Annotated in this window: 21 protein-coding genes; 16 read left to right on the top strand and 5 right to left on the bottom strand. The window is 63.3% G+C overall.

All coding sequences use genetic code 11. The features are described from left to right. Positions 1-81: 81 nt before the first annotated feature. The 3 genes from ABD906_RS14825 to ABD906_RS14815 are packed head-to-tail and all read right to left on the bottom strand — an operon-like array spanning position 82 to position 2,463. Entirely contained in the window at positions 82-1,257 is a 1,176-nt protein-coding gene (locus tag ABD906_RS14825) for a GNAT family N-acetyltransferase (protein ID WP_345100352.1), read from the bottom strand. Continuing rightward, entirely contained in the window at positions 1,250-1,993 is a 744-nt protein-coding gene (locus ABD906_RS14820) for a glycerophosphodiester phosphodiesterase (RefSeq protein ID WP_345100351.1), read from the bottom strand. Before ABD906_RS14820 ends, ABD906_RS14825 begins: the two co-directional genes overlap by 8 nt. Beyond that, on the bottom strand, positions 1,993-2,463 hold the full coding sequence (locus ABD906_RS14815; RefSeq protein ID WP_345100349.1) for a RidA family protein: 471 nt from the start codon (positions 2,461-2,463) through the stop codon (positions 1,993-1,995). The genes ABD906_RS14820 and ABD906_RS14815 overlap by 1 nt, the downstream gene beginning before the upstream one ends. Before the next feature lie 122 nt (positions 2,464-2,585). On the opposite strand from ABD906_RS14815, the gene ABD906_RS14810 reads away from it, so the two are divergent. The 14 genes from ABD906_RS14810 to lpxB all read left to right on the top strand — a co-directional run bounded on the left by ABD906_RS14810 (position 2,586) and on the right by lpxB (position 16,932). Next, positions 2,586-3,428 carry an EipB family protein gene (locus ABD906_RS14810; protein ID WP_345100347.1) on the top strand — a complete coding sequence of 281 codons (843 nt, stop codon included), beginning with the start codon at positions 2,586-2,588 and terminating at the stop codon, positions 3,426-3,428. A 210-nt stretch (positions 3,429-3,638) separates the two neighbouring features. Continuing rightward, positions 3,639-4,424, top strand: coding sequence for a 30S ribosomal protein S2 (gene rpsB, locus ABD906_RS14805; protein ID WP_345100345.1), 786 nt, complete (start codon positions 3,639-3,641; stop codon positions 4,422-4,424). Positions 4,425-4,537: 113 nt separating this feature from the next. Continuing rightward, positions 4,538-5,461: a translation elongation factor Ts gene (gene tsf, locus ABD906_RS14800; RefSeq protein WP_345100343.1), complete on the top strand. Its 924-nt coding sequence runs from the start codon at positions 4,538-4,540 to the stop codon at positions 5,459-5,461. Positions 5,462-5,652: 191 nt separating this feature from the next. Beyond that, entirely contained in the window at positions 5,653-6,399 is a 747-nt protein-coding gene (gene pyrH, locus ABD906_RS14795) for a UMP kinase (RefSeq protein WP_345100341.1), read from the top strand. A gap of 12 nt (positions 6,400-6,411) precedes the next feature. Then, positions 6,412-6,972 carry a ribosome recycling factor gene (frr, locus tag ABD906_RS14790; RefSeq protein WP_345100339.1) on the top strand — a complete coding sequence of 187 codons (561 nt, stop codon included), beginning with the start codon at positions 6,412-6,414 and terminating at the stop codon, positions 6,970-6,972. An 18-nt stretch (positions 6,973-6,990) separates the two neighbouring features. Continuing rightward, entirely contained in the window at positions 6,991-7,728 is a 738-nt protein-coding gene (locus tag ABD906_RS14785) for an isoprenyl transferase (RefSeq protein ID WP_345100337.1), read from the top strand. Beyond that, positions 7,728-8,546: a phosphatidate cytidylyltransferase gene (locus ABD906_RS14780; protein ID WP_345100336.1), complete on the top strand. Its 819-nt coding sequence runs from the start codon at positions 7,728-7,730 to the stop codon at positions 8,544-8,546. The genes ABD906_RS14785 and ABD906_RS14780 overlap by 1 nt, the downstream gene beginning before the upstream one ends. 112 nt (positions 8,547-8,658) lie before the next feature. Next, entirely contained in the window at positions 8,659-9,804 is a 1,146-nt protein-coding gene (gene rseP, locus ABD906_RS14775; protein WP_378188089.1) for an RIP metalloprotease RseP, read from the top strand. 279 nt (positions 9,805-10,083) lie between these two features. Further along, on the top strand, positions 10,084-12,432 hold the full coding sequence (bamA, locus tag ABD906_RS14770; protein WP_345100334.1) for an outer membrane protein assembly factor BamA: 2,349 nt from the start codon (positions 10,084-10,086) through the stop codon (positions 12,430-12,432). A 50-nt stretch (positions 12,433-12,482) separates the two neighbouring features. Continuing rightward, a complete protein-coding gene (gene lpxD, locus ABD906_RS14765) occupies positions 12,483-13,529 on the top strand; it encodes a UDP-3-O-(3-hydroxymyristoyl)glucosamine N-acyltransferase (protein ID WP_345100332.1) in 1,047 nt (348 codons plus the stop codon). A 5-nt stretch (positions 13,530-13,534) separates the two neighbouring features. Further along, the gene (gene fabZ / locus ABD906_RS14760) at positions 13,535-14,023 is read left to right on the top strand and encodes a 3-hydroxyacyl-ACP dehydratase FabZ (protein ID WP_345100330.1); all 489 of its coding nucleotides are present in this window, start codon (positions 13,535-13,537) and stop codon (positions 14,021-14,023) included. Next, the gene (gene lpxA, locus ABD906_RS14755; protein WP_345100328.1) at positions 14,020-14,850 is read left to right on the top strand and encodes an acyl-ACP--UDP-N-acetylglucosamine O-acyltransferase; all 831 of its coding nucleotides are present in this window, start codon (positions 14,020-14,022) and stop codon (positions 14,848-14,850) included. The genes fabZ and lpxA overlap by 4 nt, the downstream gene beginning before the upstream one ends. Then, positions 14,825-15,727, top strand: coding sequence for an LpxI family protein (locus ABD906_RS14750; protein WP_345100326.1), 903 nt, complete (start codon positions 14,825-14,827; stop codon positions 15,725-15,727). The genes lpxA and ABD906_RS14750 overlap by 26 nt, the downstream gene beginning before the upstream one ends. Continuing rightward, a complete protein-coding gene (gene lpxB / locus ABD906_RS14745; protein WP_345100324.1) occupies positions 15,724-16,932 on the top strand; it encodes a lipid-A-disaccharide synthase in 1,209 nt (402 codons plus the stop codon). The genes ABD906_RS14750 and lpxB overlap by 4 nt, the downstream gene beginning before the upstream one ends. Positions 16,933-16,960: 28 nt before the next feature. Here the strand turns inward: lpxB and ABD906_RS14740 are convergent, their stop codons facing one another. Further along, entirely contained in the window at positions 16,961-17,779 is an 819-nt protein-coding gene (locus ABD906_RS14740; RefSeq protein ID WP_345100322.1) for a DUF72 domain-containing protein, read from the bottom strand. Positions 17,780-18,333: 554 nt separating this feature from the next. Here ABD906_RS14740 and ABD906_RS14735 point away from each other — a divergent pair. Together ABD906_RS14735 and ABD906_RS14730 are read left to right on the top strand one after the other, a co-directional pair. Then, positions 18,334-18,687 carry an endonuclease domain-containing protein gene (locus tag ABD906_RS14735; protein WP_345100320.1) on the top strand — a complete coding sequence of 118 codons (354 nt, stop codon included), beginning with the start codon at positions 18,334-18,336 and terminating at the stop codon, positions 18,685-18,687. Positions 18,688-19,150: 463 nt separating this feature from the next. Beyond that, positions 19,151-19,822, top strand: coding sequence for a hypothetical protein (locus ABD906_RS14730; RefSeq protein ID WP_345100318.1), 672 nt, complete (start codon positions 19,151-19,153; stop codon positions 19,820-19,822). Between the two features lie 185 nt (positions 19,823-20,007). Here ABD906_RS14730 and uvrA read toward each other — a convergent pair whose 3' ends face one another. Continuing rightward, entirely contained in the window at positions 20,008-22,935 is a 2,928-nt protein-coding gene (gene uvrA / locus ABD906_RS14725) for an excinuclease ABC subunit UvrA (protein ID WP_345100316.1), read from the bottom strand. Between the last annotated feature and the right edge of the window lie 213 nt (positions 22,936-23,148).

Below are 23,148 nucleotides of genomic sequence, written 5' to 3'. Positions count from 1 at the left end.
GGCTGTTCCTTATCGAGCGTTCTCGTTGTTTTGACCGATGATTGGAATCTGGGACGGGGGCGGTCAAGCCCCGGCCACGGTTTAGGACACCTTTCGGTATGGGGAATGTTGGCTGAGATACTCGCCCACCATCTCCACCTCCTGCCGCTCCCGCTCCAGGTAGTCCGCCACCGCGCGCCGGAGCGCCGGATGGGCGATGTAATGGGCTGACATCGTGGTTACCGGAACATAGCCGCGCGCGAGCTTGTGCTCGCCCTGCGCCCCCGCTTCCACGCGACTGAGCCCCCTGGCGATCGCGAACTCGATCGCCTGGTGGTAGCAGACCTCGAAGTGCAGGAACGGATGATGCTCGATAGCGCCCCAGTTGCGCCCGTAGAGTGCGTCCGATCCGATGAAGTTGATCGCGCCGGCGATATAGCGACCGTTTCGTCGGGCCATGACGAGCAGGATGTCGTCGGCCATCCGCTCACCGATCAGCGAGAAGAACAGGCGGTTGAGATAGGGCCGGCCCCACTTGCGCGAGCCCGTGTCCATGTAGAAGGCGAAGAAATCGTCCCAGGCGGCTTCCGTGATGTCGCCGCCCGTCAGCCAGTCGATCTCGATTCCCGGCGCCACCGCCTCTCGCCGCTCCTTCTTCAGCGCCTTGCGCTTGCGCGAGGCCAGTGTGGCGAGAAAGTCCTCGTAGCTTCGGTAGCTTTCGTTGAAAAAATGGAACTGCTTGTCGGTTCTGAGCAGAAAGCCGTCCCGCTCGAGGACGGCGATGTCGTCCCGCGTGGCGAAGGTCACGTGCGCCGATGACACGTCGAGCTGGCGGGTGAGCGTTCTCAGTCCGCCCGCAAGCGCCTGACGCACCGCGTTTTCATCCACTCCGCGCCGGACCAGGAGCCGCGGGCCTGTGACGGGCGTGAAGGGGACGGAGACCTGCAGTTTAGGGTAGTAGCGGCCGCCCGCGCGCTCGAAGGCATCCGCCCAGCCGTGGTCGAAGACATATTCGCCCTGGCTGTGGGATTTCAGATAGCAGGGCACGGCACCGATCAGCGTGCCGTCACCCGCGCGCAGCGCCAGATGCTGCGGCAGCCAGCCGGTACGCGCCGACGCACATCCACTTTCTTCATTGGAGAGTAAAAAGTCGTATGAAATGAAGGGATTGTAGTAACTATTTCCATCGGCACGTGAAGTTCCTGCAAGCTGGTTCCATTCCTCGCGCTCGAACCCGGAGAATCGGGACAATACCGTCAGGGTGGTGTCGTCAGCCATGGAAGCCTCCCGGATCACGGTGGAGCGGCGGCAGAAAGCCCTCGAAGGTCATCTGGTCGGCGTATGCAAAGGTCACGGCGGCGGCTTCCTCGTCACGCACTGTCCAGGTGATGACCGGAATGGAGAGCCGCCCGCGGACGAAGTGAACAAACCCGTTCGGCAGGTCCCGCACATTGTAGGAGACGAAGGAAATGTCATGGGCGAGCATGGAAAAGTGCCGCTCGAGCGCCGCCTCGTCCTGTCCCTCGGCAGTGAGGCCGAAGGGAATGGCCCCGGCGTGACGGGCCATGTCTCTTATAAGGTGGTGGTCGAACGACATGATCGCCGCATGGCCCCGGTAGGCTGCAAGCCTGCGGACCACCTCCGCTACCAATTGGCCGTCGCGCCCCGGCGTTCCCTTGAGCTCGATGACGAGCGGCACCCGTCCCCGCACAAGGGCCAGCATGTCGCCGAGCGAGGGAATGCGCTCACCCGTACCGCCGATGGAGAGGCCGGCCAACTCGCGGGCAGTGAGATCCGCGACGTCTCCATCGCGTCCGGTCAGCCGCTTCAGCGAACTGTCGTGGAAGACAACCGGAACCCCGTCGGCGGACAGCTGAACATCGCATTCGATCGCATAGCCATGCCGAATAGCCTCGGAGAAGGCGGCCAGTGTGTTCTCCCAGACCGTGCGGTTGAGATCATGCAGGCCGCGATGGGCGATGGGACGCTCGATGAGCCAGGAAAGGTCGGGCATCAGATCCGGTCAGCTTCGATGATCGCTTCGATTTCCACCGGCGCATTGAGCGGCAGGGACGCCACGCCGATGGTCGAACGCGCATGTTCGCCCCGTTCGCCGAGAGCTGCAACCAGAAAGTCGGAGGCGCCGTTGGCGACCAGGTGCTGTTCCGTGTAGTCCGGCGTGGAGGCGACGAAAACGGCGATCTTCACGATGCGGCGCAGGTCCGCGAAGCCGCCCAGCGTGTTGCGGATCTCGGCGAGCACGTTGACGGCGCACCATTTGGCGGCGAGCTTGCCGGCCTCCGTGCCGAGCTCGCGGCCGAGGATGCCCATGGCCATCAGCCGGCCGTCCTTGAAGGGAAGCTGACCGGCCAGGAAGATGAGCTGGCCGATGCGCACGGATGCGAGGTAGTTGGCAACCGTCGGTGCCGGAGGCGGAAGTTCGACGCCGAGTTCGAGGAGGCGCCGTTCGATCAGTTCGGACATGGATGCACTCCCGTCGTTCCAATAGCGGTTGCAGAATCGCGCCGCATCCTTCAGGACTCGCGGTCCAGGCCGTGTACCCGGAGGCGTCATTCATGTTAAACCGAGCCAAAGCGGAGCTCTCAATGCGAATGGTGCGTCACGGCTTTGGTCTGGTATTGCTCGGTGTAAGTGCCCTTTATGGCGCCGAAAGGGCTGCCGCTGCTCCTCTGCTTCCTCACAGGGCAGTATACGACCTGAAGCTGGTTTCCGTTAGCGACACTTCCGACATCGAAGCCCTTTCCGGCCGGTGGGTCTTCGATTTCAGCGGCAACGCGTGCGAGGGCTACACGGCCGAGTCCCGCCTGGTCATGCGCTTCGAGACGGCAGACGGGAGCCGGCTGATCGACCGGCGCGTGTCCACCTTCGAGACCGGCGACGGCCGCAGCTTCAAGTTCAAGAGCGAATCCTACGCGGATGACGAGCTCGAGCAGGAAGTGGAAGGTTCTGCGACCCTGGGGGGCGACGGCGTCACTGTCCAGTACACCAAGCCCGAGAAGGCCGAGGTCGAGTTCGAGGCGGCGAAGTTTCCCACCAGCCAGGTCATCGAGATGATGGACAAGGTGCGGGAAGGCAAGCGCTTCTACGAGAGCGCGGTGTTCGACGGTACGGAGATGGTGGACGACGCCGTTCTGGTGTCTGTGGTCGTGGGCAGACCGAAGGAGCTGACGGGCCCTGCGCGCAAGGTTCTGGGCGACCTCGGCAAGGAAAAGTTCCTCCCCGTGACGATGGCCTATTTCGAGCCGGGTTCGGAGCAGGAGGGTGAGCACATCAGCGACTATGACGTCAGTTTCAGGATGCACGAAAACGGGGTCCAGACGGATATCGTCATTCGCTACCCCGATTATTCGATGGCGGCTGATCTGATCGAATTCTCGCCGGGCAAGATCGACACATCCTGCACGAAGGGTCCCAAGAAGGACCGATAGGCGCGTCCCCGCCGTCCGGGCAGGGCGGCTTCCGGCGGCGCTGAAACGGAAGCCATTTGATCGCCGGCACTTGCGTCATCGGCCAATACCCTTTATATGCGCGCGCATCCCACACGCGGATCAAGGTTTTCGGCGTGATGCCGAACGCCCCCGGTGGCGGCGAAGGTCGCCCACGGTCCGCGGAGGTTCAACCGGAAAGGAAAGATACAGATGGCACTGCCCGATTTCACCATGCGTCAGCTGCTGGAAGCTGGCGTTCATTTCGGCCACCAGACTCACCGCTGGAACCCGAAGATGCAGAAGTACATCTTCGGCGTGCGCAACAACATCCACATCATCGACCTCAGCCAGACCGTGCCGCTGCTGCACCAGGCTCTGAAGGCCGTGTCCGACACCGTTGCGCAGGGTGGCCGCGTGCTGTTCGTCGGCACCAAGCGCCAGGCTTCGGACATCGTTGCCGACGCTGCCCGCCGTTCGGCCCAGTACTACGTGAACAGCCGCTGGCTCGGCGGCATGCTCACCAACTGGAAGACGATCTCCAACTCGATCCAGCGCCTGCGCCGCCTCGACGACCTGCTCAACGGCGAAGCCCAGGGCTTCACCAAGAAAGAGCGCCTGAACCTCGAGCGTGAGCGCGAGAAGCTGGACCGCGCCCTCGGCGGTATCCGCGACATGGGCTCGACGCCGGATCTGATGTTCGTCATCGACACCAACAAGGAAGCCATCGCCGTGCAGGAAGCGCGCCGCCTTGGCATCCCGGTCGTGGCGATCGTCGACTCCAACTGCGACCCGGACGTTGTCGACTACCCGATCCCGGGCAACGATGACGCTGCGCGCGCCATCCAGCTGTATTGCGACCTGATCGCCCGCGCCGCCATCGACGGCATTGAGCGCCAGCAGGGTGCTCTGGGCTTCGACATCGGCGCTTCGGAAGAGGCTCCGGTCGAAACCGCGATCGAGGATGTGCCTGCCGCTGACGACGCAGCCAGCGCCTGAGATCCATCCGTAGCGGGAGGCCCTGGCCTCCCAGACTGAAGTTCAGGTCATGGTTCCGGGGCGCGAGACGCACGGAACCATGACTGGTTTGAGAGAAATTGAAAGAGGCGATGATGAGCGTTTCAGCTGCACTGGTCAAAGAACTGCGCGAAATGACGGGCGCCGGCATGATGGACTGCAAGGCCGCGCTCGCGGAGACCGGTGGTGACCTGCAGGCCGCTGCCGACTGGCTGCGCAAGAAGGGTATCGCCAAGGCCGAGAAGAAGGCCGGCCGGACCGCCGCCGACGGTCTGGTGGGCGTGGCCGGCAACGCCACCAGCGCCGTGGTCGTCGAGGTGAACTCCGAGACCGACTTCGTTGCTCGCAATGATGCCTTCCAGGATCTGGTCCGTAACGTGGCGGCCGTTGCCCTGGCGACCGACGGCACCCGTGAGGCCGTTGCTGCCGCAACCTATCCGGGAAGCGAGAAGTCCGTCGAGCAGGCCGTCAAGGACGCCGTTGCCACCATCGGTGAGAACATCACCTTCCGCCGCTCCGCCAAGCTGTCGGTCGGCAAGGGCGCCGTTGCCACCTACATCCACAATGCCGTCAGCGAAGGCCTCGGCAAGATCGGCGTTCTGGTCGCCATCGAGACCGAGGGCAATGCCGACGCCGCCCGCGCCTTCGGCCGCCAGGTGGCGATGCACATCGCTGCCACCAGCCCGGCTGCCCTGACCGACGCCGAGGTTGACCCGGCTCTGGTCGAGCGCGAGAAGAACATCTTCGCCGAGCAGGCCCGTCAGTCCGGCAAGCCGGAGAACATCATCGAAAAGATGGTGGAAGGCCGCCTGCGCAAGTTCTTCGAGGAAGTCGTCCTGCTCAAGCAGAACTTCGTCATCAACCCTGATCTCACCGTCGAGGCTGCCCTCAAGGAAGCCGAGAAGGAGATCGGCGCTCCTGCCAAGATCGTTGCCTTCCAGCGCTTTGCTCTGGGCGAGGGCATCGAGAAGGAGCAGACGGATTTCGCCGCCGAAGTGGCCGCAGCCGTCAAGAGCTAATAGACCGTTTTCTGGTTATTTTTGGAGGGCACTGCGTGACAACGCGGTGCCCTTCGTGTAGGCGACAATAGGAACGGACAGCGGGCATCCCGGCGGACCTGCATGGCCCTTTCGCGTGCCCGTGTCGCCCTTCGACGTGTCCGCGTTCTGGTCGCATTCCAATCGCAATCCGGATGCCTGAAGAGAGGACCATGACCCAGCAACCCCGATACCGCCGCGTCGTACTCAAAGCCTCTGGCGAAGCCCTGATGGGCCAGCAGGGTTTCGGAATCGACGTGAACGTGGTCGACCAGATCGCCCGTGACATCGCATCCGTTCGTGAACTGGGCGTCGAGGTGGGCGTGGTCATCGGCGGCGGCAACATCTTCCGCGGGGTGGCCGTGGCCTCCAAGGGCGGCGACCGCGTGACCGGCGATCACATGGGAATGCTGGCGACGGTCATCAACTCGCTGGCGCTGCGCACCTCGCTGCACAAGCTCGGCGTCGATGCCGTGGTGCTTTCCGCGATCGCCATGCCGGAACTGTGCGAGAGCTTCTCGCAGCGCCAGGCAACGGCCTACATGAACGCGGGCAAGGTCGTCATCTTCGCGGGCGGCACCGGAAACCCGTTCTTCACGACCGACTCCGCGGCGGCGCTGCGCGCTGCCGAAATAGGCGCCGATGCGCTGTTCAAGGGCACGCAGGTGGACGGCATCTATTCGGCCGATCCGCGCAAGGATCCCAATGCCGTCCGCTACGAGCGCCTGACGCACGAGCAGGTGATGCGCGAGAACCTGCAGATCATGGACGCTGCGGCGATTGCGCTTGCGCGTGAAAACAACATCCCGATAATCGTCTTTTCGATTCACGAAGAGGGCGGGTTCAAGGATATTCTTCTGGGCGCAGGACGCTGCACCATCGTTGAGAATGATCCTGCCCCCGGCAAGTCTCAGTTGTAAGGAGAAGTTGGCATGGCCGACGGTGTTGATTTCAAGGATCTGGCCCGACGCATGGAAGGCGCGGTCGCTGCCTTCAAGCAGGATCTGGCGGCGCTGCGCACTGGCCGGGCATCGGCCAATCTGCTGGACCCGGTAACCGTGCAGGCTTACGGCTCCACGATGCCGATCAATCAGGTCGCCACGATCACGGTGCCCGAGCCCCGCATGCTTTCGGTTTCCGTGTGGGACCAGAGCCTGGTTGGGGCGGTCGATCGCGCGATCCGCGAGTCCAACCTGGGCTTCAACCCGATCATGGAGGGCTCGACCCTTCGCATTCCGCTGCCCGAGCTGAACGAGGAACGCCGCAAGGAGCTCGCCAAGCTCGCCAACCAGTACGCGGAGAGCGCCCGCGTCGCCGTGCGCCATGTGCGCCGTGACGGCATGGACGCCATCAAGAAGGCCGAGAAGGAAGGCATCATCACCCAGGACGAGGCCCGCACCCAGTCCGACCGCGTCCAGAAGATGACCGACGACACCATCTCCACCATCGACAAGCTTCTGAGCGAGAAAGAAGCCGAGATCATGCAGGTCTGAGGTGCGGGCAGGCGGTCGGTGAACAGAAGGTCTGCGCCTGTGAAACCCGCACACGTGGCGATCATCATGGACGGTAACGGTCGCTGGGCGACGGCCCGGGGCCTGCCGCGCACGGCCGGCCACAAGGCTGGCATCGACGCACTGCGGCGGACCGTCAACGCCGCGGGCACGATGCAGATCCCCTGGCTGACGCTCTACGCGTTCTCGTCGGAGAACTGGTCCAGGCCGAAATCCGAGGTCACCGACCTGATGGGCCTCCTGCGCATGTTCATCCGCCGCGACCTGGCGGAACTGAACAGGAATGGCGTGCGAATGCGCGTCATCGGCAGCCGGGCAGGGCTCGAACCCGATATCGCCGGCCTGCTCGCGGAAGCCGAAACGGTCACCGCCGGGAACACCGGCATGAACCTCGTCATCGCCTTCAATTACGGGTCCCGGGACGAGATCACGCGCGCGGCGCGCGCCCTTGCGCACCGCGTGAAGAACGGCGAGCTCGACCCGGATGACATCACGGTCAACGCTTTCGGGGCCCATCTCGACACAGCCGGGATTCCCGACCCCGACCTGATCATCCGCACCGGCGGCGAGCAACGGCTGTCGAACTTCCTGCTCTGGCAGGCGGCCTACGCCGAGTTCATCTTTCTGCCCTGCTACTGGCCCGATTTCGGCGAGGAGGAGTTCGCCGAGGCGCTGCGCATCTTCGAGAAGCGGACCCGCCGGTTCGGCGGCATCGAAACCCGGGAAGCGATCGTGTGATGACCGGCACGGACGGCAAGAAGCCGCTCAGCAATCTTCAGTTGCGCGTCATTTCGGGCGTGATCCTCGGTGCGGCGGTCCTGCTGATCACCTGGTACGGCGGGTTCATTTTCCGCCTGTTCGCCACGGCGATGGCCGCAGCCATGTTCTTCGAGTGGATGGCGATGCGCGGCGAGGATCACCGGCTGCACCTCGCGGTCTCGCGCCTCGCGCTTGCCGCGGGCCTCGCGCTGCTCCTGCTCGGTCTGCATCCCATCCACGTCTTCGGCGGGATCGCCATCGCCGCCGCCGTCGGGGCCGTCTCCGGCCTGGCGACGGGCAGGGGGCTCTGGGCCGGCCTCGGCATCCTCTATGCCGCCGTTCCCGCCGCCGCGCTCGTCTATCTGCGTGGGGCGGACGCGGACGGGCGCTGGACCATCTTCTTCCTGTTCGCGGTGGTCTGGGGCACAGATACGCTCGCCTATTTCGTCGGCCGCGCGCTTGGCGGGCCGAAGCTCGCTCCCTCCATCTCGCCCGGCAAGACCTGGAGCGGCGCCGTCGGCGGCACGCTGGGGGCCGTGATCGCCGGGCTGCTCGTGGCCTCGCTCGCCTGGGAGGGCATTCATCCGCTGCAGCTCATCCTCGTGATCGTCCTGCTGTCGGTGGCGTCGCAAGCGGGTGACCTGTTCGAGTCCGCCGTGAAGCGCCGCCACGGCGTGAAGGACTCCGGCAATCTCATTCCCGGCCATGGCGGCGTGATGGATCGCGTCGACGGCCTGGTGGCCGCTGCCGTGCTTCTGTTCGTGCTCTGGATCCCGTTCCTGAACAGTGTCGGCTGAGCCGCGGATTCGGTTTGCAGCCTCATCCAGTCGTGTTAGAGCTCTGTCATCGTACTGCCCATTTCAACGCATCTGTTGAAATGGTGCTCGTTGATTCGCTGGATGATCTGACGTGGCCGATATCGCTGCTGCTATAGTTCCCGGTGTCGGAAACTTTTTCCTGGGCACCCTTGTCCCGTTCGTTTTCGTCCTGCTGGTCGTGGTGTTCGTCCACGAGATGGGGCACTATCTGGCGGGCCGGCTGTGCGGCATCGGCGTGCAGGCCTTCTCCATCGGCTTCGGGCCGGAGATCTGGGGCTACACCGCGAAGAACGGCACCCGCTGGCGTATCGCGGCCATTCCGCTGGGCGGTTACGTGAAGTTCGTCGGCGACGTATCTGCCACAAGCGCTGCGCCGGGTGAGGAGGATCTCGAGGCACTCACAGAGGAGGAACGCCGCATCGCGTTCCATACGCAGCCGCTGTGGAAGCGGGCCGTCACCGTCTTTGCCGGCCCCTTCGCCAATTTCGTGCTCGGCGCGGCCGTCTTCGCCGCCATGTTCGCCATCTATGGCCAGTATGTGTATCAGCCCACGGTCGCCGAGGTCCGGCCAGGCAGCCCGGCGGAGCAGGCCGGCATTCAGCCGGGCGACACGTTCGTGTCCATTGACGGGGTGAAGGTGGAGAGCTTTGCGGATGTCCAGCGGATCGTCACCGGTCGCGCGGGCGATCCGCTGGAGATCGTGCTCGACCGGAACGGCCAGGAGATCCGCACGGTCGCGACGCCGGAAGTATCGGAGCAGCAGACAGCCCTCGGCCAGACGGTGAAAATCGGCCTGATTGGCGTCGTCACCAACGAGGCCGTCGGCAAGCGGGATCGCATCGAGTATTCGCCGGTGCAGGCGGTGGTGGCGGGAATCCAGGAGACCGGATCCATCATCGCCCGAACGGGCCAGTTCATGAAACGCTTCGTGGTGGGCCGCGAGGACCGCTGCCAGCTGGGCGGTCCGGTCAAGATCGCCGACATGGCGGGCCGGGCTGCGGATCTCGGGTTTGAGTGGCTGGTGCAGCTGGTGGCGCTACTGTCCGTGGGCATCGGCATCCTCAATCTGGTGCCGATTCCGCCGCTGGATGGCGGCCACCTCATGCTTTATGCGGCAGAGGCCATCGCGCGCAGGCCGATTCCTCCCCAGGTCACCGAGGCCGTTTACCGTGTCGGGATGTTGATCGTCCTTGCATTCATGGGGTTTGTGTTCTGGAATGACTTGTTCGCTTGCTGAAATTGTGGATGATCACTGTTCAGCAGAACGTCTTTGCCGGTCGAGGGATTTTTTCGTGAGGGGGCACTGAGGACGAGAACGCGGCTGTTCAGGGTGTATTTACCACGCTGGCAAATTACCGTGTCGCGAATGCCACGAGTCCGAAGTTCCTAAATTCAAATTAACCAGAAGCCTTGCGTGTAATGAAAATCTGGCTATTACGGTAACAGCCGGTTGAACGGATTGCCGTAGTCCGGGTTTCCGCGTGGGGACAACGGGGATAGAAGGTTAATAGGCCCAATGAAGGCAGCTTCGAGATTTAAGTCCGCTGTTTCGGCGGTAGCGATCACCACCAGCTTTGTGCTTGCTGGGGCGACCACTGTTCAGATGTCGCTGATCGAAACGGCAGAAGCCGCTACGGTGAGCCGGATCGAGGTGAGGGGGAACCGCCGCATCGATGCCGATTCTATCCGCGGTCAGCTGGGGATCCGTCCGGGACAGAATTTCAGCCAGGCTGACCTCGACGAGGCGGTCCGCCGCCTGGTTGCAACGGGTCTTTTCTCCGACGTTTCCGTTCGCCAGTCGGGCGGTACGCTGGTCGTGACGGTCAGCGAGAACGCGATCGTCAACCAGGTGCTGTTCCAGGGCAACAAGAAGATCAAGGACGCCAATCTGTCCCAGGCCGTGCAGCTCGCCCCGCGCCGCGCGTACTCCCGTGAGGCCATGGATGCCGACGTCGAGGCGATCCGCGAGGCTTACCGCCGCATCGGCCGCGACGATGCCGTCGTGACCGCGCAGGTGCAGCAGCTGACGGATGGCCGCGTCAACGTCATCTACAACATTCAGGAGGGTGACCGCACCAAGATCGCCGACATCCGCTTCGAGGGCAACAATGCCTTCAGCGACCGTCGCCTGCGTGAGGTGATCAGCACCAAGGAGTCGAACCTCCTGTCGTTCCTGACGCGCAATGACGTCTATGACGAGAACCGCATCCGCGCGGACGAGGAGGCTCTGCGCCGCTTCTACTTCAACCAGGGTTATGCGGACTTCCGCGTGCTCGATGCGACCGCGACCCTGCAGGACAACAAGTACACGATCGTCTTCACCGTTGACGAGGGCCAGCGTTACCGGTTCTCCGACGTCAGCATCGAAAGCACCGTTCCGGGCATCGACATCAATTCGCTGCAGTCCGCCCTGAAGACGCGTTCGGGTAATGTCTACCGCGCGAAGGACGTCGAGTCCTCGGTCATCGCGCTGACGGAGAAGCTTGCTGCCAGCGGCTATGCCTTCGCCGAAGTGACGCCGCGCGGCAACCGCGACTTCTCCAACCACACGATCTCGGTCGTCTATTCGATCGACGAAGGCCCGCGCGCCTACATCGAGCGTATCGAGATCCGCGGCAACAACCGTACCCGTGATTATGTCATCCGCCGCGAGTTTGACGTGAGCGAGGGCGATGCCTTCAATCAGGTCATGATCGCGCGCGCCAAGCGCCGCCTCGAGGGTCTCGGCTTCTTCCAGACGGTCAACATCTCGACCGTTCCGGGTTCGCAGCCGGATCAGGTCATCCTGGTCGTTGACGTCGTCGAGCAGTCGACGGGTGAGTTCTCCATCGGCGCCGGCTACACCACCGGCCAGACCTCCAGCAGTGGCGGCGGTTTCTCGCTCGAGGGCTCGATCACCGAGCGTAACTTCCTCGGCCGTGGCCAGTTCATCCGCTTCTCCGCTTCGGGCGGCAAGGATTCGCGAGACTTCCAGCTGTCCTTCACCGAGCCGTACTTCCTCGGCCGCCGGATTGCAGCCGGTTTCGACATCTACCGGAACACGCGCAAGGCCAGCAACTCGAAGAACGAGCATGTGTATGACCGTGAGACGACGGGCGGCACGGTCCGCTTCGGTCTGCCGATCACAGAGGCTCTGACGGCGCAGCTCGCCTATAACTACTCACGGGAGGAGTACAAGGGCGTTGGGAGCATAGATGAAGATACTGCAGTCGGGGAAGCTATTCGGGAGAGCCCCTGGACACGCTCGTCGATCAGCGCTGCGTTCGTCTACAACACGCTCGACAACCCGCGTAATCCGCGCAGCGGCATCTACGCGACGGCCGCGCTCGAGTTCGCCGGTCTTGGCGGCGATGCAAAGTTCGTGAAGGTTACCGGCCGCGGTAACTACTACCACACGCTGTCGGAGGATCTTGACCTCGTCGGCCTCGTGACGGTGGGCGCCGGTCACATCGCTGCGTGGGGTGGCGAGCCGCTACGCATCTTCGACAACTTCAACAGCAACGACCGCATCATCCGCGGTTTCAAGTACAACGGTATCGGCCCCTATGAAGAGGTGGGCAGCAGCCGCGACTACCTCGGCGGCAAGACCTACCTGCATGGCACGGTCGAGGCGCAGTTCCCGATCCCGATCCTGCCCGAGAGCATCGGTCTGCGCGGCGCCGTGTTCGCCGATGCGGCAACGCTCTACGGCAACGACTACGCCGACGCCAAGGGCACGGACCTCAAGTGGCGCGCTTCGGTCGGTGCGAGCCTGATCTGGGCATCGCCGTTCGGTCCGCTGCGCGTCGACTATGCCGAGCCGGTTCTCAAGGAGGATACCGACCGGATCCAGCACTGGAACTTCGGTATCTCCACGCGCTTCTAAGGCTGAAAGATCCCTCCGGGCCTCGCGCCCGGACGGGACGGACAGGCACCATGACGGAACCCAAGTTCTTTGTTCCATCGCGACGTCTCGAACTGGGCGAAATCGCGTCATTGACCGGTGCCAGGTTGCTTGACGAGTCCAAGGCCGGTTTAGTCATCGGCCGGATCGCCGCGGCATCCGAGGGCGGCGAAGACGCCCTCGTTTTCGTTGAGGGGAAGAAGAATGCCTCGCTGCTGTCGTCCGTGCGGGCGGCGGCGGTGATCTGCGACGAGGAATCCGTAAGCGACGTTCCCCCGAATGTTGCCATTCTCGTATGCCGCAGGCCGCAGGCGGCCTTCGCACAGTTGGCCCGGCTCCTGTTTCCGCAGGGAATCCGGCCGCAGCCAGTAACCGGCGAGAGCGGCATTTCCCCGCGCGCTTTCGTCTCTTCCGATGCCTTGATCGAGGAAGGCGTGATCATCGAGGCAGGCGCGGTCATCGGACCCCGCGCTGCGATCGGGCAGGGAACGATCATCGGTCCGAACGCGGTGGTCGCCGAAGGCTGCAGCATCGGGCGCGAGTGCTACATCGGTTCCCAGTGCACCATTCAGTACGCCCTCATCGGTGACCGGGTCATCATCCATCCGGGGGCACAGATCGGACAGGACGGTTTCGGGTTTCTTCCCGGTCCGACGGGGCTCGAGAAGAACCCGCAGATCGGTCGTGTCATCATCCAGAATGACGTGGAAATCGGTGCCAACACAACAGTGGACCGCGGTGCGTTGACCGACACGATCATCGGCGAGGGGACAAAGATCGACAACCTCGTCCAGATCGCTCACAATGTGCGCATCGGCCGCTCCTGCGTCATTGCGGGCAATTGCGGCATTTCCGGTTCGGTGGTTGTGGGCGACATGGTGATGATGGGCGGGCGCGTCGGCATCGCCGATCACATCACCATCGGAGACAGGGCGCAGATCGCGGCGGGCAGCGGCGTGATGAACGACATTCCCGCCGGGGAGAAATGGGCCGGTTCGCCCGCCCAGCCCATCAGACAGGCGTTCCGCGAGATTGCAGCCCTGCGCAGTCTCGTTGAAGGAAAGAGGAAAGGGAAATAGAAACGATGGCAGAGGAAGCGCCGAAGGCGTTGGACAGTCTCGATATTGCCAGGTTGTTGCAGCTTCTCCCGCACCGCTACCCGTTCCTGCTGGTAGATCGGATCATCGAGATCGACGGCGACAACTCTGCGATCGGCATCAAGAATGTCACGATCAACGAGCCGCATTTCCAGGGGCACTTCCCGGACCGTCCGGTCATGCCCGGCGTGCTGATCATCGAGGCCATGGCGCAGACGGCTGGCGCCATCTGCATCCACAACGCCGGCGCGAAAACTCCCAACGTCGTCTATTTCATGACGATCGACGACGCCAAGTTCCGCAAGCCGGTCCTGCCGGGCGACCGCCTGGAGCTGCACGTGAAGAAGCTGAAGCAGCGCGGTGGCATCTGGAAATTCGCCTGCGAAGCAATCGTCGACGGCGCCAAGGTTGCTGAAGCGGTGATCTCGGCGCTGATGACCCCCAAGGATGAAGAGGCAGAAACGGCGGCCGCATGACGTATATCCATCCCAGTGCGATTGTAGAGAAGGGCGCGGAGCTAGGCAGCGGAGTTCGCATCGGACCGTTCTGCTACGTGAAAGGCGATGTGGTCCTCGGCGACGACGTGGAGCTGATCTCCCACGTCACCATACTGGACGGCACGCGCCTCGGCGCCGGCTGCCAGGTCTATCCCAATGCGGTTCTTGGCGGTGCGCCCCAGAATTACAAGCACAAGGGAGGACGGACGACGCTGGAGGTCGGCAGCGGCTGCGTGATCCGCGAAAGCGTGACCATGCACTGCGGCACCGACACCAGCCGCGGCAAGACGACCGTGGGCAACAACTGTCTGTTCATGGCGCAGTCCCACGTCGCGCATGACTGCTCCGTTGGCGACAACGTGACCATGGCGAACAACTCTGCGCTCAGCGGTCACGTTGACATCGCCAACAATGTGATCATCTCCGGCTATGCGGCCGTACACCAATTTGTCCGCGTCGGACATCACGCTTTTCTCGGCGGTTTCGCTGCCGTCGTGGGCGACGTGATTCCCTACGGCATGGCCGTGGGCGACCGCGCGACGCTGCGCGGCCTCAATGTCGTCGGCATGAAGCGTTCGGGCATGTCCCATTCCAAGGTCATGGAGATCCGCAAGGCCTACAAGATGCTCTTCGATCCCGCGCGGACGCTGGCCGAAACCATTCCGGTCGTGCGGGAGGCCTTCGCTGACTCGCCCGAGGTTCTGGATATCGTGAATTTCCTGGCCGTTCGCGAAAAGCGGCAGTTCACCGTGCCACCACGCCGCGGCCACACCGGGACTGATGAGGATGACGGCGGCGAGGAATAGACTCTCGCCGACCGTTCCCCTTGGGCCTGGCTCCCGGGTCGCCATCATTGCCGGAAGCGGCATGCTGCCCCACAGCGTGGCCGAGGCGCTTTGCGCCATGGGCCATCGGCCGCTCGTCGTGGCGATCGAGGGCGAGGCGCAGTTCGAGCGCGCGCCGGAGCGCTATGACCTCTGGAGCATCAAGCTGGAACACGTCGGCACGCTTCTCCTGAAGTTGAAGCGCCAGGGCGTAACACATCTCGTCATGGCCGGCGGCGTGAAGCGCAGGCCGCCCATCCGCAGCCTGCGGATGACGCCAGGGGTGCTGCTCTTCCTGCCGAAGCTTCTCTGGGCCTATGCGCGCGGCGACGACGATCTGCTCAGCACGCTGATCCGGTACGTGGAATCGCACGGCATCCACGTCGTGGGAGCCCATGAGGTCGCGCCCGAACTGCTGGCGCCAAACCAGGTGCTGACGAAGGCGAAGCCGACGGCGGCCGACGAGAAGGATATTTCCGCCGCGCTTGAGGCTGCCCGTGCCATCGGTCGGCTCGACATCGGCCAGGCGGCGATTGCCATCGGCGGCCGCGCGATCGCGCTCGAGGGGATCGAGGGCACCGACGGGCTTCTCGCCCGCACGATCGAACTGCGCTCCCACGGAAGGTTAGCTGGCAAGACGCGCGGCGTTCTGGTGAAATGCGCCAAACCCGGGCAGGAAACCCGCGCCGACCTGCCGGCGATCGGTCCGCAGACGGTGCGAGACGCCCATGCGGCGGGTCTCGCCGGCATCGCCGTGGAAGCCGGGCGCAGTTTCATTCTGGAAACGGGCGAGACGATCCGGCTGGCGGATGAGCTCGGCCTGTTCATTATCGGATACGAAAAGGGGCGCGAGAAATGAATCAGGGCTCCGCGCCGTTGCGCATCGCGATCGTCGCCGGCGAGGAATCCGGTGACCTGCTGGGCGCCGACCTCGTGCGCGCGCTCGCGCGCCAGTCAGGCCGCCCGGTGGAGCTGGTCGGTGTCGGCGGCCGCCATCTGCATCAGCTCGGCCTGCGCTCGCTGTTCGATCCGGCCGAAATCGCCATCATGGGCTTCTCGGCCGTCCTCCAGTCGCTTCCGCGCCTTATGATGCGCATTCGGCAGACCGCGAAAGCGATCGCCGCGGCGAAGCCCGACTGTCTGATCACCATCGACGTGCCGGACTTCAGCCTGCGTGTGGCAAAGCGGGTGAGGGCGGATGCGCCGGATATACCGACGGTGCACTACGTCTGCCCGAGCGTCTGGGCCTGGCGGCCGGGCAGGGCCATCGAGATGCGGCCCTATGTGGACCATATCCTTTGCCTGCTGCCGTTCGAGCCGGACGAGCTCGACCGGCTTGGCGGTCCGGCAGGCACCTTCGTAGGCCACCGGCTGGCGAGTGATCCGGCGATCCGGGACGCAGCACTCTCACAGCTCGGCGGCGGAAACCGGGGCGGGGTGAGGAAGCTGCTGCTGTTGCCCGGCTCGCGGCGCGGAGAGGTGAGCCGGCTGCTGCCTGTCTTCGGCGAGACCGTGCGGGCGCTCAAGTCTGCCGGCCATGCCTTCCAGGTGCAGATCCCGACCGTTCCGCACGTCGCGCAGCTGGTCATGGACGCCACCGAGAGCTGGGCCGTGAAGCCGGAGGTCATCCTCGACGAGGCCCACAAGTGGAAGGCCTTCGGCGAGGCGGATGCGGCACTCGCCTGTTCCGGAACGGTGGCGCTCGAACTCGCGCTGGCGCGCGTGCCGTTCATCTCGGTGTACCGGACCGACTTCATCGCCCGGTTGCTGGGGCCGTTGCTGATCAAGGTCTGGTCGGCCTCGCTGCCGAACCTCATCGCCGGCTGGCCGGTGGTGCCCGAATATTTTAACCAGTATGTGCGGCCGGAGCTGCTTGCCCGGCTGCTGCCGCGCCTGTGGAGCGACACGCCGACCCGGCTTGCCCAGCGGCAGGGCTTCGCCCAGGTGGCCGAGGCGCTGTCGACGTCGACACCATCCGGCGAACTTGCGGCAAAGGTCGTGCTCGATCTGGTCCGGCGCCGTGCGGGTGCCCGTACAAGCCCCGAACCGCTCCGGAAAGCCTGATCGTTCGCGGAAAGGTGGCCGAACAACATCACCCGCCGGCGACGAGCTTCATGAAGGCCCGGGCCGCCTGCGGCGCGCGGACCTTTCCCTCGTGGATGAAATAGACGAAGACGTCCCGCGGGACGCGCTCGACCGGCGCGGCCGGGTCGATGACCGGCAGACCGTCGGGCACGCTGCCCTCGGCCCAGATCTTCGCGCGCTCTGCCCATTGCTCCAGTTCCTCCGGCGGATAGGCTGTGGGGACGGCATCCTCACCGCGCTGCAGCCGGGCATAGACGAAATCGGCGGTGACGTCGGCGATCTCCGGATAGACGTGATGGTGGGCGTAGCAGATGGCCATGCGGTGCTTGCGCGCCAGGCGGATGAAGTCGGGCGTGCAGAAGCTTTCATGCCGCACCTCGAGCACGTGCCGCAGGTCGCGTCCTGCGTGACGTTCGGGCAGCAAGCGCAGGAAGGCCCCGAAATCTTCGGGCTCGAATTTCTTGGTGGGCGCGAACTGCCAGACGATCGGCCCGAGCCGATCGCCGAGTTCAGTGACGCCGGTGGCAAAGAAGCGTTCGATGGACTCGCCCGCTTCGGCCAGCACCTTGCGGTTGGTGACGTACCGGCTGCCCTTGACGGAGAAGACGAAGCCGTCCGGCACCGCCGCCGCCCACTGGGCGAAGGTCTCTGGCTTCTGCCCGCGGTAATAGGTGCCGTTGATCTCGATGGTGGGAAGCTGCCGGCTCGCGTATTCGAGCTGCTTCTTCCTGGGCAGGTCCGCCGGATAGAAGGTGCCCTCCCACGGCTCGAAGGTCCAGCCTCCAATGCCGGCGCGAATGATGCCGCTCTTCGCTGCCGCTGCCATGTTTCCTCCGTTCGGGCCCTCAGGACGGCTTTCACCTTCGCGCTTCCCGCGGTGCAAGTCCAGCCCGCGGGGAGGGCGGCGGCGCAAGATTCCTGACATCCCGGACAGGAGAGGGCAAAGCGCGGAAGCACGGCCGCGTTCGGGAGTGTCCGGAGGCGAAAGCTGAAACCGCGATTGAGTGGATTGCCGTTCCTTGACGCCTCGACGTGTTCCGTTGGATCCCCCCACTTGCGATTTCAGGCACTTGACCTTCGCGTCGCTCGGCCAAGGTGCCGAAATCGCTTTCTCCCCCACAGCGGGGGAGATAGGGGTGCGGTGCGCCGTTGCCTTTGCAAAACACAGAGTCTGCAATTTGGAGCGAGGCTGATGCCGCCGTTATCTCCCCTCTTGCGGGGGAGAACACAACGTCCTGGGCTTGGGCGAAGCCCAAGTCCTTGGACGTTGTAAGAGGGGGGAACTGCACACCTCAACGCCGCAACGACGAAAGCAGCTATTGCTGCGATCAACCGCTAGTTGTATTTTGTCTCCAGATCCCCATCCATGGAGCACCGCCCATGCGCTACCAGCCGCCGGAGAGCCACCGCGCCTATGCGCGCGCGATGCGCAAGGATGCGACCAGGGCGGAAAACCTGCTTTGGCAGGCGCTCCGGCGCAAGCAACTGGAGGGACTTCGCTTCCGCCGGCAGTATCCGCTCGACGGCTACATCCTCGACTTCGTCTGCTTTCGGCCGAAGCTCATTGTCGAGGTGGACGGGGGCCAGCACTCGGAATCCGCGTGGGACAAGCGTCGTGACGCCCACTTCCGCGCCTGTGGTTTCACCATACTGCGGTTCTGGAACGACGACGTGATCCGGAATATCGATGGGGTGTGTCGAGAGATATTGGCGATGGCGGCGGGGAGGATGTGATCGTCTGGATGCTGATTTCCTGGATGCTGTTCCCCCCTCTGGCAAAATCTAACACTTGGCTTCGCCAAGATGTTGATTTTGCTTTCTCCCCCGCAAAGGGGGGAGATAAGGCTGGCATCGGCCTCGCCGCAAATCACAGACATTGGCGAGTTGCGGGAACGACGGTGCAGGGAGCCTATCTCCCCCTCGCGGGGGAGAACACAACGTCCTGGGCTTGGGCGAAGCCCAAGTCCTTGGACGTTGTAAGAGGGGGATGCCGTATCGAGCAAATCCAGCCATTACTTGCCTCTGCAAAGCCGGGCCTTAGAATTGATGGGATGGAGACGCCGTAAATCGCTGGGAGAAAACCACGCTCGAGCGCACTGCTTATCACGCGCATTCAAGACAGAGAGTAAACAACATTTCGAGCAAAGAACTCCTGGTTTCTCAGCCAAGCCTAATACGCTGGAGGGGTATTCAAAGGATGTGGGATACTGTTTTAAAAGTGATTGAATTTGTTCAGAGTAAAGCAGATTTTGTAACAGCGCTTGCAACGGTAGCTCTTGTATACGCCACATGGGTGCTAGCTAGGGAAACAAGAATTTTATCGCGAGCTACTTCCCAACCTCACGTGACCGCAACACTTGAGCCTAACGTTTGGAGCGCGCGTTATGTCGATCTCATAGTTTCTAATTCGGGAAACGGTGTAGCGTATGACATCGAGATAAATCTTGATCCTCCGTTGCCAAAAGGTTCAAGACATCGGAAGAGCTTGGATGCATCACTTACGCAAATAAGTATTCTTCGTCCATCACAGTCACTTCATAGCAATATTTGCGACTTTATTGAAGTTAGTAATAAAAAATATAAAGTAACGGTTAGATGGAAGCGTCATCCAAAATCAAAAAGACGTGAGAGTTTGTCATATGAACTCTCGATGTCTGACTATAGCAATGTTTCATATCTGGTATCACGAAGTCCTCTCACCAAAATTGCCGATGAAGTCCAAAAGTTACGTAAAGATTGGGGGCTTGTAGCACGTGGAATTAAGCGAATCCAAGCGGACATTTATTCCGCGAATGATCGATTGGAAGAAGAGAGGATGAGAGAAGAACTCTTTCAGCAAATTGGCGATGAATGTGACAGAGAAGCGTAGTCGAAGCAAAAAAGATACGGGCGGACGTCACCGACGCCCCGTTGTTCCGCGCTTGGCTGTGTGAGTACTGACCAGGGGGCGACGAGACGAGGCTGGAAGGTGGCGATTAGAATCTGCAGCAATCGCTCCGCCCCGCTGCGCTCGGTGCCTCCATCCCACATTCGGTAGGGGAGAGGAAGGCGCTCTCACTCCGCCGCCTGCTGTTTGCCCTCTTTCCTTCTCCGCTCTAGCAGCTCTTTCAGGAACCTGCCGGTGTAGGAGCGAGGTTCGGCCATGACGCCGTCGATGGTGCCGGCGACGACCAGTTCGCCGCCGCCATCGCCGCCTTCCGGCCCCAAGTCCAGGATCCAGTCGGCCGTCTTGATCACCTCCAGGTTGTGCTCGATGACGATCACCGTGTTGCCCTGGTCGACCAGCTCGTGCAGGACCTCAAGCAGCTTGGCGACGTCGTGGAAGTGGAGGCCCGTGGTGGGCTCGTCCAGAATGTAGAGCGTGCGGCCGGTGGCCTTGCGGGAGAGCTCCTTGGCGAGCTTCACGCGCTGCGCCTCGCCGCCCGAAAGGGTAGTGGCCTGCTGGCCGATCTTGATGTAGCCGAGACCTACGCGCTGGAGCGTCAGGAGCTTGTCACGCACGGCCGGTACCGCAGAGAAGAACTCCACGCCCTCATCGACCGTCATCTCCAGCACGTCGGCGATGGACTTGCCCTTGAACAGCACCTCCAGCGTCTCGCGGTTGTAACGCTTGCCCTTGCAGACGTCACAGGTAACGTAGACGTCGGGCAGGAAGTGCATCTCGATCTTGATGACGCCGTCGCCCTGGCAGGCCTCGCAGCGGCCGCCCTTGACGTTGAAGGAGAAGCGGCCGGGTTGGTAGCCGCGCGCCTTGGCTTCGGGCAGGCCCGCAAACCAGTCGCGGATCGGGGTGAAGGCGCCCGTGTAGGTGGCCGGGTTGGAGCGCGGCGTGCGGCCGATCGGGCTCTGATCGATGTCTATCACCTTGTCGATGAATTCCAGACCCTCGATGCGGTCGTGCTCGGCCGGGTTGTCGCGCGAGCCCATGATGCGGCGGGAGGCCGCCTTGAACAGCGTTTCGATGAGGAAGGTGGACTTGCCGCCGCCGGACACACCGGTCACACAGGTGAAGGTGCCGAGCGGAATGTCGGCCGTGACGTTCTTCAGGTTGTTGCCGCGCGCGCCGACGACGCGGATGCGCCGCTTCTTCGGGATCTCGCGGCGCTGCCTCGGCATCGGGATCTCGAGTTCGCCGGTGAGGTACTTGCCGGTGATCGAGTTCGGGTTGGCCATGATCTCGGTCGGCGTGCCCTGGGCCATCACGCGGCCGCCGTGGATGCCGGCGCCGGGGCCGATGTCGACCACGTGGTCGGCGGTCAGGATCGCGTCCTCGTCGTGCTCCACGACGATGACCGTGTTGCCGAGGTCGCGAAGATGGCGGAGCGTGTTGAGCAGCCGCTCGTTGTCACGCTGGTGCAGGCCGATCGACGGCTCGTCGAGCACGTAGAGCACGCCGGTCAGGCCCGAGCCGATCTGCGAGGCCAGCCGGATGCGCTGGCTTTCGCCGCCGGAGAGCGTGCCGGAGGAGCGCGAAAGGGTCAGATAGTCGAGGCCGACGTCGACCAGGAAGGAAAGGCGTTCGCGGATCTCCTTCAGGATGCGACCGGCAATTTCCTTCTGCTTCTCGGAGAGCTTTTCCGGCAGCGCGTTGAACCAGTCGGAGGCGCGGCGGATCGACATGTCGGTGACTTCGCCGATGTGCAGGCCGTCGATCTTGACCGCAAGCGCCTCGGGCTTCAGCCGGTGGCCGTTGCAGGCGGGGCAGGGGTAGGCCGACATGAAGCGCTCGATTTCCTCGCGCGCCCAGGCCGAATCCGTCTCCTTCCAGCGGCGCTGGAGGTTGTTGATCACACCTTCGAAGGGTTTCGTCGCGCGGTAGCTGCGCACGCCGTCGTCATATTCAAAGGTGATCTGGCGGTCGCGGGTGCCGTAAAGGATGGCATTGCGCGCTTCCTCGGAAAGTTCCTTCCAGCGGTTGCTGACCTTGAAGCCGTAGGCCTTGCCGAGCGCCTCCAGCGTCTGCAGGTAATAGGGCGAGGTGGACTTCGCCCAGGGGGCAATGGCGCCTTCGCGCAACACCGCGTTCTCGTCCGGCACGACGAGGTCGGGGTTTATGGCGCTCTGGCTGCCGAGGCCGTCGCAGGCGGGGCAGGCGCCGGCCGGGTTGTTGAAGGAGAAGAGCCGCGGCTCGATCTCGGGAATGGTGAAGCCGGAGACCGGGCAGGCGAACTTTTCCGAGAAGATCAGGCGCTCGTGCGTCTCGTTTTTGGACTTGTTGGCGGCGCCGCCTTCCGCCGTGTGTTCGGGGGGCAGCGGGCGGTCGGCGAACTCGGCGACGGCGAGCCCGTCGGAAAGCCTCAGGCAGGTCTCGAGCGAGTCGGCCAGGCGCGTGGCGATGTCCGGGCGCACGACGATGCGGTCCACCACCACGTCGATGTCGTGGGCGAACTTCTTGTCAAGCGCCGGCACGTCGGCGATCTCGCAGAAGGTGCCGTCGACCTTCACGCGCTGGAAGCCCTTCTTCTGAAGCTCCGCGAATTCCTTGCGGTATTCGCCCTTCCGACCGCGCACGATGGGCGCCAGGATGTAGAGGCGCGTGCCTTCGGGAAGCGCGAGAATCCGGTCGACCATCTGGCTTACTGTCTGGCTCTCGATCGGCAGGCCTGTGACGGGCGAATAAGGCACGCCCACGCGCGCGAAGAGCAGGCGCAGGTAGTCGTAGATCTCGGTGACGGTGCCCACGGTCGAGCGCGGGTTCTTCGACGTCGTCTTCTGCTCGATGGCGATTGCCGGCGACAGGCCGTCGATTTGGTCGACATCCGGCTTCTGCATCATCTCCAGGAATTGGCGGGCGTAGGCGGAGAGGCTTTCCACGTAGCGCCGTTGGCCCTCGGCGTAGATCGTGTCGAAGGCGAGCGACGACTTGCCGGAGCCAGAGAGCCCCGTCATGACAATCAGCTTCTCGCGCGGCAGGTCAAGGTCGACGTTCTTCAGATTGTGCTCGCGGGCGCCGCGGACAGAAATGAACTTGTGCTCAGGCATTCTTCGGGCCGATCTAGCTTCACTGATGGTTTGTGCATTTTCCTGCAGGGAGCCGCGGCAGGGCGACGTCGGCCTCATGTAGGAAACGGATGCTGGATTGTCGACGCCAGGCGGCACCCGGCGCAGCCTGTTACAGTTGATTATCTTTTGATGTCTTTCGCGTTCAAGTGCAAGCAAAAAAAGAACAAAGATCGAACGAAGACAAATAGCATG

This window comes from Chelativorans composti, from assembly GCF_039541695.1.
GTDB classification, from domain to species: domain Bacteria; phylum Pseudomonadota; class Alphaproteobacteria; order Rhizobiales; family Rhizobiaceae; genus Chelativorans; species Chelativorans composti.
The sequence above is the reverse complement of the archived record's forward strand: the minus strand, read 5'-3'. Positions and strand labels throughout refer to the sequence as shown.

What these genes read in the sequence shown, in the direction of transcription:
- tsf (WP_345100343.1), top strand. Translation starts at nt 4,538, where the DNA reads ATGAGCGTTTCAGCTGCACTGGTCAAAGAACTGCGCGAAATGACGGGC.
- lpxD (WP_345100332.1), top strand. Translation starts at nt 12,483, where the DNA reads ATGACGGAACCCAAGTTCTTTGTTCCATCGCGACGTCTCGAACTGGGC.
- fabZ (WP_345100330.1), top strand. Translation starts at nt 13,535, where the DNA reads ATGGCAGAGGAAGCGCCGAAGGCGTTGGACAGTCTCGATATTGCCAGG.
- bamA (WP_345100334.1), top strand. Translation starts at nt 10,084, where the DNA reads ATGAAGGCAGCTTCGAGATTTAAGTCCGCTGTTTCGGCGGTAGCGATC.
- pyrH (WP_345100341.1), top strand. Translation starts at nt 5,653, where the DNA reads ATGACCCAGCAACCCCGATACCGCCGCGTCGTACTCAAAGCCTCTGGC.
- ABD906_RS14810 (WP_345100347.1), top strand. Translation starts at nt 2,586, where the DNA reads ATGCGAATGGTGCGTCACGGCTTTGGTCTGGTATTGCTCGGTGTAAGT.
- ABD906_RS14735 (WP_345100320.1), top strand. Translation starts at nt 18,334, where the DNA reads ATGCGCTACCAGCCGCCGGAGAGCCACCGCGCCTATGCGCGCGCGATG.
- ABD906_RS14750 (WP_345100326.1), top strand. Translation starts at nt 14,825, where the DNA reads ATGAGGATGACGGCGGCGAGGAATAGACTCTCGCCGACCGTTCCCCTT.
- rpsB (WP_345100345.1), top strand. Translation starts at nt 3,639, where the DNA reads ATGGCACTGCCCGATTTCACCATGCGTCAGCTGCTGGAAGCTGGCGTT.
- ABD906_RS14820 (WP_345100351.1), bottom strand. Translation starts at nt 1,993, where the DNA reads ATGCCCGACCTTTCCTGGCTCATCGAGCGTCCCATCGCCCATCGCGGC.
- ABD906_RS14825 (WP_345100352.1), bottom strand. Translation starts at nt 1,257, where the DNA reads ATGGCTGACGACACCACCCTGACGGTATTGTCCCGATTCTCCGGGTTC.
- ABD906_RS14780 (WP_345100336.1), top strand. Translation starts at nt 7,728, where the DNA reads ATGACCGGCACGGACGGCAAGAAGCCGCTCAGCAATCTTCAGTTGCGC.
- ABD906_RS14730 (WP_345100318.1), top strand. Translation starts at nt 19,151, where the DNA reads ATGTGGGATACTGTTTTAAAAGTGATTGAATTTGTTCAGAGTAAAGCA.
- lpxA (WP_345100328.1), top strand. Translation starts at nt 14,020, where the DNA reads ATGACGTATATCCATCCCAGTGCGATTGTAGAGAAGGGCGCGGAGCTA.
- frr (WP_345100339.1), top strand. Translation starts at nt 6,412, where the DNA reads ATGGCCGACGGTGTTGATTTCAAGGATCTGGCCCGACGCATGGAAGGC.
- lpxB (WP_345100324.1), top strand. Translation starts at nt 15,724, where the DNA reads ATGAATCAGGGCTCCGCGCCGTTGCGCATCGCGATCGTCGCCGGCGAG.
- uvrA (WP_345100316.1), bottom strand. Translation starts at nt 22,935, where the DNA reads ATGCCTGAGCACAAGTTCATTTCTGTCCGCGGCGCCCGCGAGCACAAT.
- ABD906_RS14815 (WP_345100349.1), bottom strand. Translation starts at nt 2,463, where the DNA reads ATGTCCGAACTGATCGAACGGCGCCTCCTCGAACTCGGCGTCGAACTT.
- ABD906_RS14740 (WP_345100322.1), bottom strand. Translation starts at nt 17,779, where the DNA reads ATGGCAGCGGCAGCGAAGAGCGGCATCATTCGCGCCGGCATTGGAGGC.